Source organism: Methanospirillum sp. (assembly GCF_028679455.1).
Classification (GTDB): domain Archaea; phylum Halobacteriota; class Methanomicrobia; order Methanomicrobiales; family Methanospirillaceae; genus Methanospirillum.
The window spans coordinates 1-14,558 of sequence record NZ_JAJRBM010000005.1; the positions used below are offsets into that span (position 1 = coordinate 1).

At 45.9% G+C, this 14,558-nt stretch carries 16 protein-coding genes; 11 read left to right on the forward strand and 5 right to left on the reverse strand.

The features are described 5' to 3' along the window. Window positions 1-213: 213 nt before the first annotated feature. Window positions 214-594: a response regulator gene (locus tag LUQ50_RS00085; protein ID WP_300034274.1), complete on the forward strand. Its 381-nt coding sequence runs from the start codon at window positions 214-216 to the stop codon at window positions 592-594. Between the two features lie 37 nt (window positions 595-631). Here the strand turns inward: LUQ50_RS00085 and LUQ50_RS00090 are convergent, their stop codons facing one another. After that, window positions 632-1,069, reverse strand: coding sequence for a hypothetical protein (locus LUQ50_RS00090; protein WP_300034277.1), 438 nt, complete (start codon window positions 1,067-1,069; stop codon window positions 632-634). Between the two features lie 10 nt (window positions 1,070-1,079). Between LUQ50_RS00090 and LUQ50_RS00095 the strand changes: the two genes are divergently transcribed. Further along, on the forward strand, window positions 1,080-1,238 hold the full coding sequence (locus LUQ50_RS00095) for a hypothetical protein (RefSeq protein WP_300034280.1): 159 nt from the start codon (window positions 1,080-1,082) through the stop codon (window positions 1,236-1,238). Window positions 1,239-1,299: 61 nt separating this feature from the next. Here the strand turns inward: LUQ50_RS00095 and LUQ50_RS00100 are convergent, their stop codons facing one another. After that, complete coding sequence (locus LUQ50_RS00100; protein ID WP_300034283.1) at window positions 1,300-1,884, reverse strand: nucleoside-triphosphatase; 585 nt, start codon at window positions 1,882-1,884, stop codon at window positions 1,300-1,302. A 196-nt stretch (window positions 1,885-2,080) separates the two neighbouring features. Here LUQ50_RS00100 and LUQ50_RS00105 point away from each other — a divergent pair, with 196 nt between their 5' ends. The 4 genes from LUQ50_RS00105 to LUQ50_RS00120 all read left to right on the forward strand — a co-directional run bounded on the left by LUQ50_RS00105 (window position 2,081) and on the right by LUQ50_RS00120 (window position 6,972). Further along, window positions 2,081-3,781, forward strand: a complete 1,701-nt coding sequence (locus tag LUQ50_RS00105; RefSeq protein ID WP_300034286.1) for a radical SAM protein — start codon at window positions 2,081-2,083, stop codon at window positions 3,779-3,781. Between the two features lie 8 nt (window positions 3,782-3,789). Next, a complete protein-coding gene (locus LUQ50_RS00110; protein ID WP_300034289.1) occupies window positions 3,790-4,563 on the forward strand; it encodes a class I SAM-dependent methyltransferase in 774 nt (257 codons plus the stop codon). 205 nt (window positions 4,564-4,768) lie between these two features. Beyond that, window positions 4,769-6,589 carry an SPFH domain-containing protein gene (locus LUQ50_RS00115; RefSeq protein ID WP_300034292.1) on the forward strand — a complete coding sequence of 607 codons (1,821 nt, stop codon included), beginning with the start codon at window positions 4,769-4,771 and terminating at the stop codon, window positions 6,587-6,589. A 59-nt stretch (window positions 6,590-6,648) separates the two neighbouring features. Continuing rightward, the gene (locus LUQ50_RS00120) at window positions 6,649-6,972 is read left to right on the forward strand and encodes a hypothetical protein (RefSeq protein ID WP_300034294.1); all 324 of its coding nucleotides are present in this window, start codon (window positions 6,649-6,651) and stop codon (window positions 6,970-6,972) included. An 18-nt stretch (window positions 6,973-6,990) separates the two neighbouring features. On the opposite strand, the gene LUQ50_RS00125 is transcribed toward LUQ50_RS00120, so the two are convergent. Continuing rightward, a complete protein-coding gene (locus tag LUQ50_RS00125; RefSeq protein WP_300034297.1) occupies window positions 6,991-7,857 on the reverse strand; it encodes a DUF364 domain-containing protein in 867 nt (288 codons plus the stop codon). A 214-nt stretch (window positions 7,858-8,071) separates the two neighbouring features. Here LUQ50_RS00125 and modA point away from each other — a divergent pair, with 214 nt between their 5' ends. The 4 genes from modA to LUQ50_RS00145 all read left to right on the forward strand — a co-directional run bounded on the left by modA (window position 8,072) and on the right by LUQ50_RS00145 (window position 11,275). Further along, complete coding sequence (modA, locus tag LUQ50_RS00130) at window positions 8,072-8,878, forward strand: molybdate ABC transporter substrate-binding protein (protein ID WP_300034300.1); 807 nt, start codon at window positions 8,072-8,074, stop codon at window positions 8,876-8,878. Window positions 8,879-9,263: 385 nt separating this feature from the next. Beyond that, on the forward strand, window positions 9,264-9,473 hold the full coding sequence (locus tag LUQ50_RS00135) for a molybdopterin-binding protein (RefSeq protein WP_300034303.1): 210 nt from the start codon (window positions 9,264-9,266) through the stop codon (window positions 9,471-9,473). A gap of 294 nt (window positions 9,474-9,767) precedes the next feature. Beyond that, window positions 9,768-10,523, forward strand: a complete 756-nt coding sequence (locus LUQ50_RS00140; protein ID WP_300034306.1) for an ABC transporter permease — start codon at window positions 9,768-9,770, stop codon at window positions 10,521-10,523. Beyond that, a complete protein-coding gene (locus tag LUQ50_RS00145) occupies window positions 10,523-11,275 on the forward strand; it encodes an ABC transporter ATP-binding protein (protein WP_300034308.1) in 753 nt (250 codons plus the stop codon). Before LUQ50_RS00140 ends, LUQ50_RS00145 begins: the two co-directional genes overlap by 1 nt. Before the next feature lie 69 nt (window positions 11,276-11,344). Here the strand turns inward: LUQ50_RS00145 and LUQ50_RS00150 are convergent, their stop codons facing one another. Further along, entirely contained in the window at window positions 11,345-12,010 is a 666-nt protein-coding gene (locus LUQ50_RS00150; protein WP_300034311.1) for a DUF4013 domain-containing protein, read from the reverse strand. A 361-nt stretch (window positions 12,011-12,371) separates the two neighbouring features. Between LUQ50_RS00150 and LUQ50_RS00155 the strand changes: the two genes are divergently transcribed. After that, the gene (locus LUQ50_RS00155) at window positions 12,372-12,569 is read left to right on the forward strand and encodes a hypothetical protein (RefSeq protein ID WP_300034314.1); all 198 of its coding nucleotides are present in this window, start codon (window positions 12,372-12,374) and stop codon (window positions 12,567-12,569) included. Window positions 12,570-12,613: 44 nt separating this feature from the next. On the opposite strand, the gene LUQ50_RS00160 is transcribed toward LUQ50_RS00155, so the two are convergent. Continuing rightward, window positions 12,614-14,317 carry a solute carrier family 23 protein gene (locus tag LUQ50_RS00160; protein ID WP_300034317.1) on the reverse strand — a complete coding sequence of 568 codons (1,704 nt, stop codon included), beginning with the start codon at window positions 14,315-14,317 and terminating at the stop codon, window positions 12,614-12,616. Window positions 14,318-14,558 lie beyond the last annotated feature (241 nt).

Below are 14,558 nucleotides of genomic sequence, written 5' to 3' on the forward strand. Positions count from 1 at the left end.
ATATCTGGCATGGGTCTGAATGCCCGGTCTCAATTCTTGGATCAATTTCAGAACTGATGTTATCAGGAAGGGATTCTGTATAACATCAGGTGTATGATTAGAGATATCTCCTATCTCATTAACCCGCTGATGATATAAATCCAAAATGCTATACGAATATATGATAGTTGTTCCGGGTCTCTGATATATGAGAACGAGCGAGCCGGATCTGACTTGGTTTCAGGTGATTATCTGTCAGTCATTCTGGTAATTGATGACTCAATCAAAGATCGCGAATTACTCGCACAGATGCTTATTCAGGCAGGATACCAGGTGTATGCAAAATCTGATGGAGAGTCAGGAGTCTCCTTCTGCCAGAACCAGCAGCCGGATATGGTTCTTGTGGATATGGTTATGCCTGGGATGAACGGGATAGAGGTTCTCAGGTCTCTCAAGACTATGCATCCCACTATCAAGGTTATTCTTTGCACCGCTGCCGGGAGCGAAGTATCAGTAGCCCTTGCCATGCGGGAAGGAGCCGCCGGGTATGTCGTTAAACCTTATAATCAGGATAAGATCCTGATGAATATTCAGCGGGCACTTGGGCTCATGTGATCTGTGGTCTGGTGTAACCGTGCTCTCTGGCAACCGGTTACTCCTCTTCTTCTGGTGCAGGAGCCGGTGTGGGTGTTCCAACAGGGATTGGATCCGTGGTGAGAAGTGAATACTCTACGGTCATGAAGTTGCCATCTATCTTCAGGTAGTATAAGCCTGTACCATGGATAAGGATCTTCTGGTTGGTGCTGGCCGGATAATGCCTGTTGTACCCGCCGTCTGCGATGAGGTTCTCCCAGGGATCCCGGATCTCAATCGTTACCCACCCATAGGTTGGATCACTCACCTTTGGATGCACCGTGTAATCGATGATGAATGGTCCGTTCAGAACCTTCAGAATACGACCCTGCGGTGTCCCGTTCAACTCAATCCCCTGTTCTGAATACACGGCATGGGGGACAACCCGTGTCCCGGTTGTATTGGTATACCCGACTGATACTCGTGGTGACGGGTTGAAATTCGCGGTCCGGTCCATTGGGTACCTGGTGACCGAAGAGGTGGGAACCGGGGTAGGGGTCGCGGTTGGCAGGACGAGTTCGGTGATATTTTCTATCGACTCGGTTGTGATGTCTGACAGCGATGTATTGTTTAATTATAAGGATTCTGCTGCCTGGGTCATACCCACGGTGATTGCGATGAACTGAACCAGTATCAGGAAGATAACGATGACTGAACTGAGTGGTGTTTGTATACGCATGATGCTTATCATGACTGGTAGATTCTGATCTCTTTCATTATTTCTTCGGTAAATTGTTCAATGCTTACCAATCCAAGTTCTCTGACCACCGGCCTGATAGGCCACCGTGTGGTTACCATCCCGACAAATTCCCGTCTGACCGTCCATACCATAGGGGGATGTGGTTGTTTCATCAGTATGTCAATAGATCCTCCCCAGACAGCACCCTGCACATCAAACCTCCCAACCTCATCAATTACGAGAATATCGGTTGTCTCTGGATTGAAATCAAGAATTGCCCGATTCCCGAATGACAGTCCTTCGGGTCTAAAAAAAAAGCGGGCGTGTTGTTCAGAGCCCACGTCAGGAGTTGTGGAACAGAGTTCTTCTGATATTCCGGTACCAAGATCCACCACTGAAAATCCTGACCTTGCCCCGTCTTTGAAATAACCGGGTGCCACAATCCCACGCATCCTCACTTCCTCTGTCCGAAGGCGATCCAGCATCTCCATTAGGAATGTAGTCTTGCCCTCTGCCTGTTCTCCTGATATAATATACACGGGTGGTTGCCGGGATGCAGGTATGCTGATATCGTTGTTCCTGGTATCAATCATGGTTTCACGTTCTATTAGTATTTGATTGGTCTTGAGAAGATTAGTAAACCATTTCTATTTACTCGCATCAAATCAATAACGGATCTTTATTATTTTCGTACGAGTAACTACATAAGTATACGCATTCAGGTGCCGTATTTGCATCATGTAAAAAATGGAATAAACCTGAACAAGGATACCAACGGAACAAACAACGATGATATGTAATTATTGTGAACGGACCTGTGATATCGCGGAAGGGATCTCCGGGTACTGCAGGATGTACCGGAGCGAAGCGGGAGCCATTATTGAGAACTACCCAGATGCCTTTCTCAACATATACCCGGTCTCAAGCGAATCCATTCCGATGCTCCATTTCTATCCGAATAGTATCTTTCTGCTCGTCAGTACCATCGGGTGTAATTTTGCCTGTGATGGATGCATATCAGAGTTCCAGACCACCAGGCCGGGAACGCTGGAGAAAGTTCTGACCCCGCACACTCCTGATGAGATCCTTGCCATCGCCAGAGAAAGTTCCTGCAGGGGAATTACCTTCTGTCTCAATGAGCCCACGGTCTCACTCCCTACTTTCATCAGGCTGGCAACCGCTGCAAAAAACGAAGGATTTCTTGTCGGGTGTTCGAGTAACGGGTACATGACCGAAGATACGATACGGCAGATAATTCCGTTCCTTGATTTTATCAACATCGGGCTGAAAGGGAGTTCTGATGAACGGTACCGGGAATGCGGAGTAGTATCCGGAGATCCGGTCTTTCGGAACCTGAAGATCCTGCACGATGCCGGCGTATTTATTGAGGTCTCTATCATGTACCTCTTTGGGAGAGAAGACGAGATTTATGGGGCTGTTGACCGCATCCGGAATATATCCCAAACGATCCCGATTCAGGTAATGCGGTTCATCGCAACACATGAGGAACTCAATGCGTTTCAACCAACTAAAGAGCAGGCCGAGGCGATGTGTAAAACCCTGCAAAAGACTCTCGATCATGTATACCTCTTTAATACTCCGGCAACAAGCGAACTAGACTCGCGGTGTCCGGTTTGTGGGGAGACGATTGTACACCGGGTCTTTTTTGGCCCGATGGCAGCCCGGGTACTATCCTGCAGATCTGACGGAGTATGCAACTGCGGATACCGCTATCCTCACCAGGGAGATATCGTCCCGGTTCCAATTGAAGATACCCAGGTTCTTGGTGGGTACCGGTCGATCATGGGTGCCAAATTTATCGCCTCATTTCTCAACGTACTCGGCATCACCGACGAATCAGAGATTGACCAACTCTGTAACACGGTGATCATCAACGGGTACCTCCGGTATCTGCAGGATCAACAGGATTCTCTTGAAACATTCACCTCAATGACCCGGTATCTTGCAGATCTCTCAGGGAGGCATGAGGTGGGTGAACGTCTTATCGGGTATGCTATGCAGGTGGCAACCGAAATTGCAGAACAGGTGCAAAACGCAGAAAAACCACGGGTATGCGGGGTCTTCTGTCACCCGCTCTCTCCCATGTATGCCACCAAGTTTGGCAATACACTTGTAGAGATGACCGGCGGATTAAGCCTGAACAAGCAGGAGAATTTCAGAGAGAGTTCTCATGCTGAGTACACCGTTGAGGAGTTTAACCGGCTAAATCCTGATATGATCCTCATCTCCGGTCATTTTGCACCGTCTATCGATGATTTTCTCACCACCTGCCGTGATTTAGGCATTTCGTGCCGGGCGATATCAGAGAAGAAGGTGTATGTCATGGATAGCGAGTATTCTTCAGGGAACCTTGGCTGGCTGATCAGTCTGATGGACGTAGCCAACATTATGCATCCTGAATTATTCAGTTATTCCCTTGAGAAAGAGAAGGCCCGGCTTGAAACGTTCATCGCTACCGTATCAGCTTGATGAGAATTATGTGTTCCTTACATCATACTTCAAAAACTGATCCAGATTTTGATCTTGAATCTGTCTTTGATGCAGATGACTACCTTTACTTTTATGGGGAAGGGCTGAAGGACGAGTATACCGATGAAGAGGTTTCATTCCTTATCAGGGAATTCTGCCTTGATGCACCGAAACAGGTTCTTGACCTTGCCTGTGGACATGGGAGACATGCAAACAGGCTTGCAGGGTTTGGGTATACGGTTACGGGTGTTGACCAGAGCCGCGATTTTATCGCAATTGCCAGGAGTGATGCAGAGAAAAGAGGAGTCAGTGTCCGGTATCTCTGCGGTGATGTGCGAAAGTTTTCAGACCCTGTGGCATATGACGGTGTCATTCATCTGTTCAGTTCCTTTGGATATTTTTCAGATGAGGAGAACGAGCTGGTGATCAGAAACGTTTCACTGTCACTACGGAAAAACGGAGTGTTTTGTCTTGATATCCTGAATCGTGATGCCTTTTTGAAAAATTATCCTCGTTGCTCGGTACGGGAGAAGAATACAGATCTGATGATCGACCGGAACCGGTTCGATCCGGTATCGGGGAGATTGTATAACTCACGCATCGTTATCAGAGATGGGAAGCGAAAAGATACCCCGTTCTTTCTCAGACTCTATAATCCGAATGAGATCCTTAGGATCCTTACCGCAGAAGGACTGGTTGTCACAAAGATCTTCGGAGACTGGAAGGGTAATACGTTTGATGAGAATTCAAGGCGGATGATTCTTGTTGCCAGAAAAGAATGAGTGACAGTCAGGAACCAGGGTGATGATATCATGTCATCACGGTTTCAAGAGAAGAAGGTACCTGAAATGATAGTATTATTGGAATAATCCTGAGTAACCTATGGTCTTTTTTTCACCCTACATAAATCGCTAAACTTAAATCTTTATTTAGTATATAGTGCTTTGCCATATCTCATACATGAGATTATCTAAAAAGGGATGAATAATGGATTTTTTAGTTCGATTGTTGTTAGTCATACTCGGAATACTAGTAATCTGGGTGTTATTGAAAGGACTGATCCTGATTCATGCGAATGAAGTAGGTATTGTAACCAAGTGTATGTTTGGGAAAAAATTACCGCAGGGCAAAATTATCGCAACCAAAGGAGAGATTGGTGTTCAAGCGGACATTCTCATGCCTGGGTTATATTACTATATACCCATTATCTGGAGAGTAAAGCGGGAAAAAGTCATTGAAATCAGGCCGGATAATGTTGGCATTGTCTCTGCGATTGAAGGATTACCCATCCCATCCGGTCGATTGCTTGGTGATGAAGTGCAAAGCAACTCGTTTCAGGATGCTCGGATGTTTCTTGAAAATGGCGGGTGTAAAGGGCCACAAATAGCAATCCTGAAGCCGGGAACATACCGCGTAAATACCCATATCTTCACGGTATTGGAAAAACCCATTACAGCGGTCCAACAGGGGAAAGTAGGGATTGTGAATGCTCTTGATGGTATCCCGCTTCCTTCCAGGTTTGCAATTGCTCCGGCTCCGCTCGGAGATCACAGCCATTTCCAGAATGGACAGGTATTTATCCAGAGCAATGGATATAGGGGTACCCAACTTGAGACCCTGCAACCCGGGGATTACTATATAAACCCACTTCTATTCGATGTTGTCCCAGTGGCCATGACCGTTGTCCCACCAGGAAATGTTGCCGTTATTACCTCAAGCGTTGGAGAAGAACTTGAAAAATCTCCAGATACTGCTCCTGCTTTAGTAACACCATCCAATTTGAATCAGCCGATTCATGAGAATGCAGAACATCTCCTGATTACAGATAAAACCAAAAGAGGTATCCTCCGCAATCCCATTGCGCCAGGGCAATACAATCTGAATACAGCAGCATATCGGAGTGATATTGTACCGACGAGTGCGGTGACCATTGACTGGGCAAGTCCTGAAGGGGCGAAAGAAACCCTGCAGTTTACCCAGAAAAACAAGGGTGAGAGCGTCTCGGTTGCAGAGTTCTTTAAATTCGGACAGTTACGCGTCACATCCCAGGATGGATTTCAACTTGAAGTCGATGTCAGACTGATTGTCCGGATTCCTGCGGATAATGCACCATTTGTAATCGCACGGTTCGGAAGTGTATACAATCTGATTGAACAGGTAGCCCACCCACTGATCGATGCTTCATTTAGGAACGAGGCAGGAAATCAACTAGCACTGCAGTTTGTTCATGATAGGACAAAACTTCAACAGACGGCATTCGAAAGGGCACAGGAAGAGTTTAAAAAGTATCAGGTTGAGGTTCAGGGACTATTAATCGCGTATATTAAAGTGGATGAAACCCTTCTGCAGACCCAGACCCTCAAAGAGATCGCAGTCCAGCAACAGCAGCAGTACCAACAGGAGGCTAAAGCGCAAGAGGAGAGGATCGCGGTTGCTGAAAAGACAGCTCGTGCCGATATGCAGGGACAGGTTATCGCAGCAAAGTTGTCTATTGATATCAACAAGGATAATGCACAGGCTGCACGTGAATCCGCATACGGTACCCGTGATGCAACCAAAGCGAATGCTGAAGGAGCCGCATATGCAAATGAACAGGTTGGTATCGGGACCGCGAAAGCATACATCGCACAGAAAGAAGCCCTAGGTCCTGAAAATGTGGCGATGTTGCAGGCAATCCAGAAGATTGCAGATGGGAAGATCCTTATCACCCCGAATATTCTGGTAACCGGTGAGGGTTCTCAGGGAGGTAGTCTCCTTACTGCATACTTCGCTTCGTTGCTTGAACAAACAAAACAGAAAACTCAATAATCATAAAATATCTCAAAAATGTCATTTTCAAAACCTGAATATTAACCGGGAAATATGGAATGAAAAAATCGGGAAGGATACTTCGTTGCCCGGTATGCAATGGCCGGATGGAATATAAAGCGATCGATTACTGGTGTGACAGACCAAAAAATGTCTGCTCACGGTGTGGGTATGATGGTTCGTTTGCCTTTGAATGGGATAATGATGATCTTATGGAGGATTATCGGCCAAAGAACGGTAAACAACGAAAGAAAAGGGCAGTATCGATTGAAGATGATAAACTTCGCTCCATTACCCGATTTTATGCAATACTCTACATCATTACATTCATTATTTTATGCGGGCTGGCTATCATAGGATTCATCAAGATGAATGTCATGTAAGGAATATTATCCTTATCCTTACAGGAATTCGCTCGTTCCCACATTGTATTTTCTCTGATGTTTTCGAAGAGCAGTCTCCATATCAGGTGCATTCATCACGTCAAACTCAAATTTTTCAGGGTCACTGATGGCAACCGACATAACAATGTTGATCCCGTTCTCGAAGAGCACATCAGGGATCAACTGGGCACTGGATCCATAGAGTGCCCGAATCCGGGCATTTTTAGCATACCTGACTACCTCTTCAAATGTTCCGTTCACGAGGGTTGAACCGGTGATGATGGCGACATCAGCATCGACAAGTACCTCGCGGTTCTCATCAGCCGGGTGAACGGTGATTCCTGCCGGGCCATGGGTGATCGTCTCACCGACAATGGTGGTTCTGAATACCTCCGGAGGCCGCTGGTCAGTGACATGGAGTTCCCGGCACCGGCCTGCATAACTCTTGATGAGGCCGCCATATCCCACAATAACCAGGTTATCATCACTCCTGACCAGGTCTTTTACTTCAACCCCTGTAGTAAATCCTTTATCCTGCAGGACTTCATCGGTTACCAGCGGCTGTGAGAGGGCGTTGAGTGCGGTCAAACCGATAGAACGCTGACTGATCGAAGGTTTTGCAATGGTTTCCCTGGCAACCTCAACGAGTGGTCTGCCGATGCAGGTCTGGAGATATATGAAATCAAGACCGGTCTGGTCAGCGCCGTACCGGGGGTTGTTGTCCTGAAAACTCATCGCTACCCCGCAGCAGCCGTTCGTTCCGATGACTGCGTTCCATCCCGGATTAAGACCGAATTTCCTGACTCTTCCTTCAGGGAGATCCAGTCGCTGGTATTCCTGAATGATTTTTTGATATCCTTTCTCAAGGATGGTTTTAGAGTTCATATTTCTGTTCTTATCCTAATGATTTATTTGATGTGATCATAAAGACGTACACTTTAGCTTCACTTTATGATAGGGACTCATAGTTTATTAATCGATTAAATATATTGTAGTAATCTCTTTTAATTTACCTTAGTATTAATAGTGTATAGTTCTTTTTACAGTTCGGTTTTTCTCCTTCGATATCATATACGCTATTGACTGTTAGGTGAATTTCATGAAAAAGATTATTACGTACAGTATTATTGGACTTTTCATGGTCCTGCTGATTGCACAGATCGGCTGTGTATCAGGGGCAGAAACGAATGCATCTGAAATTACTATCTTTGCAGCAGCATCGCTGACCGGTGCTATCGGAGATCTTACTCCTATCTTTGAGGCTGCTCACCCAGGGGTAAAGGTTACCTCAAACCTTGATAGTTCAGCAACGCTGGAAACCCAGATCAAAGAAGGAGCACATGCAGATCTCTTCCTTCCGGCCAGCGACAAGAACCTGAACAACCTGGTAAAAGAGAAGATGATTGATAATTCAAGCATCACTCCGTATGCAACCAACAAACTTGCACTCATTGTCCCCGCAGACAACCCGGCAGGTATCACTGGTCTTGCAGATCTGAGCAAAGATGGCGTGAAGATCGTCAGTGAGACCTCTGAAGTCCCGGTCAGGAAATACACCGACCAGATGCTGAACAAGACCGTCAATGATACTGCATACGGACAGGCATTTGTTGATGGATTCAAGAAGAACATCATCTCAGAAGAGACCAATGTTGCCGGAGCAACCACCAAGGTCTCACTGGGAGAAGCAGATGCAGGAATCACCTATTACTCTGATGTGACCAAGGACCTTGCAGACAAGGTAAAGATCATCGAGATTCCGGAAAAACTCAATGTCGTAGCCTCATACAAGGCTGGAATTATTACCGATGCAGAGCATGCCGATATGGCAAAGGAGTTTGTCACCCTGCTCACCTCTGATGAAGGAAAGACTGTACTGAAAGACTATAAGTTCAGCCCGGTTTGAACGTAGATACGAATGGCCGGAATCACCAGAATGAGGGGCATACCCTCCTTCTGTTTCCTGCCTGATTACGGTCTGATGATACCTTTTTTCTGAATTGATGTCAGTTTCGGATAATTATGGTATAGCATTCTCAGCCTGTATCATTTCTAAAAGAGATTCAACCCTTTTTTGTCACGAATGACCTGAAAATGGACTTAATCTTCCTTCAGTCTATTTATATGTGCTGTTAACACCCAGTGTCGATACCTATGTCAATGCATATGCGCGAGAATACTGCTTTATTAAGAAATAACAATAGATATGATTGGCATACTTGGGATATATTTATATTGATATATGTCTAGTATCCTGTGCCGCGATCTGTGGCAATAAGGAGGAACTAACAATGAAAATCAGTGCACGTAATGCCTTGAAAGGAACCATAAAATCTATTACCAAAGGTCCGGTTAACGCAGAAGTCGTCATAGACATCGGTAATGGTGTCCTTGTCACTGCAATGATCACTGCCCACGCAGTAGAAAACCTTGCTTTAAAAGAAGGAAAGGCTGCCTACGCAGTAGTGAAGGCAAGCGAAGTAATGGTTGCAGTTGATTAATCACATTGATCATACAAACCATTTAGATTCACTATTCGTCTCTCTCTTTTTTATAGTGGTAGCTATACAATAGGCGTATCTACTTTGTTTTACACGTTCGCCTCATATCATGAGTCGTATGGATCATATCATATCAGATACATCCGGTTATATAACCAATAAAAGCAAACGAGTCACGGTCAGAGAATTGTTCCCAGACGAATCAGATACACATGGTTTGCGGGAGTTATCCGGATCATGAAATCAGGAAGCATATATTCTGGAATAAGAAATAAACAGATTTCAAAAATATTATTGGGCCTGGTAGTACTCATCACGATACTCTTCTTCACGCTTCCCCTGCTCTCACTCCTTCTGCGTATAACTCCGGATGAGTTCATCGCTGCAATCCTGAAACCTGAGGTTCAAAGTGCCATATATCTGTCACTGCTCACCGCAGCTGCATCAACCGTGGTTATCGTCCTGATTGGAACGCCGCTTGCGTACCTGAATGCACGGGTTTCCTATCGTGGCAGGGACTTCGTTGAAACCCTCTTAGATCTCCCGATAGTTCTCCCCCCGTCAGTAGCCGGACTTGCGCTGCTGGTTCTGTTTGGAAGACGTGGTCTTATCGGTGCATACCTGAACGATGTAGGAATCGCAATCATCTTCACCACCTTTGCGGTGGTACTTGCCCAGGTCTTTGTTGCCGGGCCGTTGTATATCAGACAGGCAAAAACTGCCTTTGCGATGGTGGATCAGGTTTATGAATCAGCATCACGAACGCTTGGGGCTTCCCCGCTGATCACCTTCGTGAAAGTGACCATTCCGCTTGCCTGGACTGGTCTCGTTTCAGGAGTAATATTAGCATTTGCCCGGGCTATCGGAGAGTTTGGAGCAACGATTATGGTGGCGGGAAATCTGCCAGGAAAAACTCAGACCATGCCACTTGCAATCTATGGATTGATGCAGAGTGATCTTACTGCATCAATAGCCCTTTCTCTGGTCCTTATCAGTATCTCCTGCATTATTCTGATTACGATACGGTTGCTTGCCGGGAGGTCTGCCTGATGCTTACTGCACGAATAGAAAAACAGCTCCGGGATTACCCGTTGATGATCGATCTCACGGTAAACCGTGGGGAAGTACTGGTTCTTCTCGGTACAAACGGGTCCGGGAAATCAACGGTGCTCAATCTTCTCGCCGGACTCCTGACACCTGATAAGGGAGAGATCTCGCTCAATGGGATACCGATATTCAGGAGTGAGGAGGGGATATCCTGCCCGCCTGAAGAGCGGAATATAGGATATGTCTTTCAGGATTATGCTCTCTTTCCTCATATGACCGTGTTTGATAATATTGCCTATGGTCTGAAGATGCGAAAGGTTCCCAAAGAAATAATAGAGAATCAGATACAGGCAACTCTACACGATCTTGGTATCTCCCATGTTCGAAATGAACGGGTGACCAACCTTTCCGGAGGACAACGGCAGCGGGTGGCTCTTGCGAGAGCCCTTATTATCCAGCCGCATCTGTTACTCCTGGATGAACCTCTCACGGCTCTTGATCCTCAGGCCAGGGATAAGATCAGAATCGAACTCCGAGAGCAACTGATTACCAGCAATCAGCCATCAATTCTGGTCACGCACTCCATAAAAGATGCCCAGATCATTGGAGATAAGGTAATAATGCTGGAAAAAGGATCCGTTATCTGGACCGGGAGACCTGAGGAACTTGAATCCGGAAGCGGGGTTCCTGACCTGGAACCTCTCAAGTGTGAGTGCGACGAGTACCGGGATTTTGGAGCGATTGCGATAGACTGATTCGGTTGATTCCCTGGTATCATCGGTCTGATTTTGGGCTGAAAATGTTAAAAAGGGAAAAAGAGGGGTTCAGTCTGCTGCATCGTAGATGAGCGAGTAGTACCTTCCTCCCACGATTGAAAGGTACGGGGCTACAATCAGAGATAATAGCCAGCCGATCACCGGGATTACGTTCAGAATAATCTGGATAACCATCATTACCACACAAAGGACAATGATGGCGAGGATATACGTTACCCATCCGATGGATCCGATTTTTGCGAAAATTTCACTGAATTCGAATGCAGATCCCATACTTCCAGAGCGTGCAAACCTCATGATTCCAATAATCTCAAAGAGACCGAATATGAAGGCCAGGATGAAGAAAGCCAGGAATGAGATGCCCACCGTTCCAATAAGGAGTCCGATGTATGCACCTGGATCCCCGACATCCATTCCTAGCATGGTCAAGGCTCCGAGCCCTCCGCTCATCACAAAAATGATAAGTCCGATAATACAGGGGATGATCATATAGACGATGCCGATGATAAGCATCTTGATTCCGTCGATGAACATTCCTCCGTAATTATCAGTTTCCGGGGCAGGGGTGATTCCTTTCATTACCCGGAGCGTGTAACCCATGATCAATGGGAAAATGATGGTTCCGATGATCAGGACGATCCATCTTCCCCACTTCCCGACTAATCCTTCCGTTGCATACCCGAAGGACTCCTTAATACTTGCAATTATGTCCATGATTCCACCATGATGATATTGGATGCATTGGCTATTCATAGGTAATATACTTATTTATTGCATCGCCGGCTCGCCTGCTGCAATCCGGAATGATATTCGCCAGATTGGTTGTGATAACTCGGTTTAGACATTTTGGTTGAATTAGTATTACTCTGGTTGTGTTGCCTAATTATCACTCGGGCCGGATATTTCATACCCCTGAATATGGTGATAGCGATCCTCGCATGTCATTGTGAGGTGTATACGTTCGTGAAAGACATGTTGGGGATATCACAAAAACACCCGAATATTGTGAGTTTTTTAACCTCTTCCTTCCTGTTAATTTATAATAATGTATTTATTGTCACCTTATAGACATATTATGATGAGTTTTGAGCATTTCTCCGAAGGAAACCAGTATGAAGTACTGGTAAAATCAAGTGAGTACTTCCAATTGAAAAAGAAGTTAGCAAAGGGTATCTACCAGACCATTATACGCTACGTTGATGGAAAACTCCGTACCTGTGTTGTAGTTGGTCTTTCAAACAATCTGAAGGTCCTGGTCATAGCAATTAATTAACTCTGATTTCATCAGACTATTATCTCCTTTTTTTAGCTTCCCTGTTAATGATCCATATGGATTTTCAATACTGACTGGCCATTGAGGGATGATGAACTTACGTTGTCTGCATGTTTTCTGATAAGAAATCCTCCAAGCCCGGTCATCATAGAGGGGTCATTGAGGATCTCCTCTTCACCTGGTGGTTTTTCTGGTAAGGGGAGGAGTTCTCCGGCATAGGACACCTGAGCATCCAGATTATACTCATCGAATGAGAGCGATATCTTCACCGGACCGGAAGAAAGCAGGTGATACACAATCAGTTCTGCTCCCTCGGTCAACGCGGTTGCCATCCGGGTGATAACCTCTTTTCTCGCAGCCCAGGCTTCACCCTGTCTCTCCATTAGGGTGAAGATCTGGTCATAGATACTGCCTTCTGGATCGATGGTGATTGTGACTTTTTCCCTGATCCCGATCCGCATCACCAGATTGAGAATTATGGCGATAATCGTTGCAAGTGAGAGCGCTGAATCAAATATCGGTTTTATGAGTGTGGGAACGCCAGAATAGGCATTTGGGATGAGATAAACACTGATTCCGAAGATAAAGGAAATTCCGATCACTAATATCTTCCGGGAATCGAGCATCCGGGAAGTGATCGTCTGGATACCTCCGACGACAATAAAGCCGGCAACATAAATAATCGTCCCCCCGATTACCGGACCTGGCATGATAAGGAAAATTGTGGCGAGAATGGGTAGAAAGGCGAGAGTGATGAGAATTCCGCCGGTAACAAATCCGATGTACCGGCTGGTCGCACGGGTGGCTATTGAGAGGCCGATATTTGAAGAAGAACCCGTCTGGCCCATTCCCCCTACAAGACCTCCAATGCACGATGCAACGCCATCTGCAAAGAGGCCTGACCTGATATTCATCATATCCGGTCGTTTCCATTCTGGGTTGTTGATTCGTTGACAGATCGAAAATTCACCGATACTTTTTACAAATGTAACAAGAGCAGCTATGGTAAATGGAATTATAAGTTCGGTTTTGAATGAAAGGCCGAAATAATTGATGTTGGGCAGCGCAACCAATGGTGAAGTTGCAATTTTGCCTAAGGGGTCATCACCGGCAATACCGAGACTAATGCATAAGACATACCCCACCGCCATGCCGACGATAACAGGAAAGAGTTTCAGACTACCTTTCCCCCAGACGGTCACACTTACCGTAACCAGGAGGGTAATTATGGCGATAAGTGTTGCTAAAGGATTGGGAGTTGCGTTCACGCTACTCATGCCAAAAAAGTTGGGCAATGCATAGGGAATCACCGTCACTCCAAGCATCATGATCACAAGGCCTGTCACTTCAACCGGGAAGAGAACACGAAGTTTATGGACTATCCGGGAGAGGACAGCCTGTAGTATCCCGGAGAATGCAGTCATCCCACAAAGAAGTGAAAGACCTCCGCCCTGAAGGGCTAATACGGAAGCAGAAACAAAATTCGGACCATTGACACGGGGAATGAGAAACCCGGATCCAAACTCCGGGTGTTTTATTGCCTGAAAAATGCATGCAATACCGTTTGAGAGCATGGACATTGAGACAAAAAAGGCTGCAGCACCGGCCTCAAGATTTGCAGTCCTGGCGACAATGATGGGAAAGATGAATGCAGTGGCTACGATGCCCAGATGTTGCAGCCCAAGCAGGAACATCGTCGGAAATGGAGGTTTATCATCTGCGGCGTATTCAAGATTCGAAGGCTGCATATCTTTTTATATGCCTACTTCCTCTATTAATCCAATTCCATTTGATAGTAGGCCATAAGGATATAGAATTTCGTATTCCCTCTTCCTGTTTCATCACTAAAAACGATGCAGGATGAAAGACCAGGGTCTTTATTTATGAGTAGGTATTCATCACCACATTCCAGAAATTTGTCATGAGGCCTTCCTCATGAGGTGCACCAGATACCTGCAAAAATTATCTGAGCGATTAAAAATATTATTG

What these genes read in the sequence shown, in the direction of transcription:
- LUQ50_RS00135 (WP_300034303.1), top strand. Translation starts at nt 9,264, where the DNA reads ATGAAAATCAGTGCACGTAATGCCTTGAAAGGAACCATAAAATCTATT.
- LUQ50_RS00105 (WP_300034286.1), top strand. Translation starts at nt 2,081, where the DNA reads ATGATATGTAATTATTGTGAACGGACCTGTGATATCGCGGAAGGGATC.
- LUQ50_RS00120 (WP_300034294.1), top strand. Translation starts at nt 6,649, where the DNA reads ATGAAAAAATCGGGAAGGATACTTCGTTGCCCGGTATGCAATGGCCGG.
- LUQ50_RS00110 (WP_300034289.1), top strand. Translation starts at nt 3,790, where the DNA reads ATGTGTTCCTTACATCATACTTCAAAAACTGATCCAGATTTTGATCTT.
- LUQ50_RS00155 (WP_300034314.1), top strand. Translation starts at nt 12,372, where the DNA reads ATGATGAGTTTTGAGCATTTCTCCGAAGGAAACCAGTATGAAGTACTG.
- LUQ50_RS00160 (WP_300034317.1), bottom strand. Translation starts at nt 14,317, where the DNA reads ATGCAGCCTTCGAATCTTGAATACGCCGCAGATGATAAACCTCCATTT.
- LUQ50_RS00090 (WP_300034277.1), bottom strand. Translation starts at nt 1,069, where the DNA reads ATGGACCGGACCGCGAATTTCAACCCGTCACCACGAGTATCAGTCGGG.
- LUQ50_RS00125 (WP_300034297.1), bottom strand. Translation starts at nt 7,857, where the DNA reads ATGAACTCTAAAACCATCCTTGAGAAAGGATATCAAAAAATCATTCAG.
- LUQ50_RS00100 (WP_300034283.1), bottom strand. Translation starts at nt 1,884, where the DNA reads ATGATTGATACCAGGAACAACGATATCAGCATACCTGCATCCCGGCAA.
- LUQ50_RS00115 (WP_300034292.1), top strand. Translation starts at nt 4,769, where the DNA reads ATGGATTTTTTAGTTCGATTGTTGTTAGTCATACTCGGAATACTAGTA.
- modA (WP_300034300.1), top strand. Translation starts at nt 8,072, where the DNA reads ATGAAAAAGATTATTACGTACAGTATTATTGGACTTTTCATGGTCCTG.
- LUQ50_RS00145 (WP_300034308.1), top strand. Translation starts at nt 10,523, where the DNA reads ATGCTTACTGCACGAATAGAAAAACAGCTCCGGGATTACCCGTTGATG.
- LUQ50_RS00150 (WP_300034311.1), bottom strand. Translation starts at nt 12,010, where the DNA reads ATGGACATAATTGCAAGTATTAAGGAGTCCTTCGGGTATGCAACGGAA.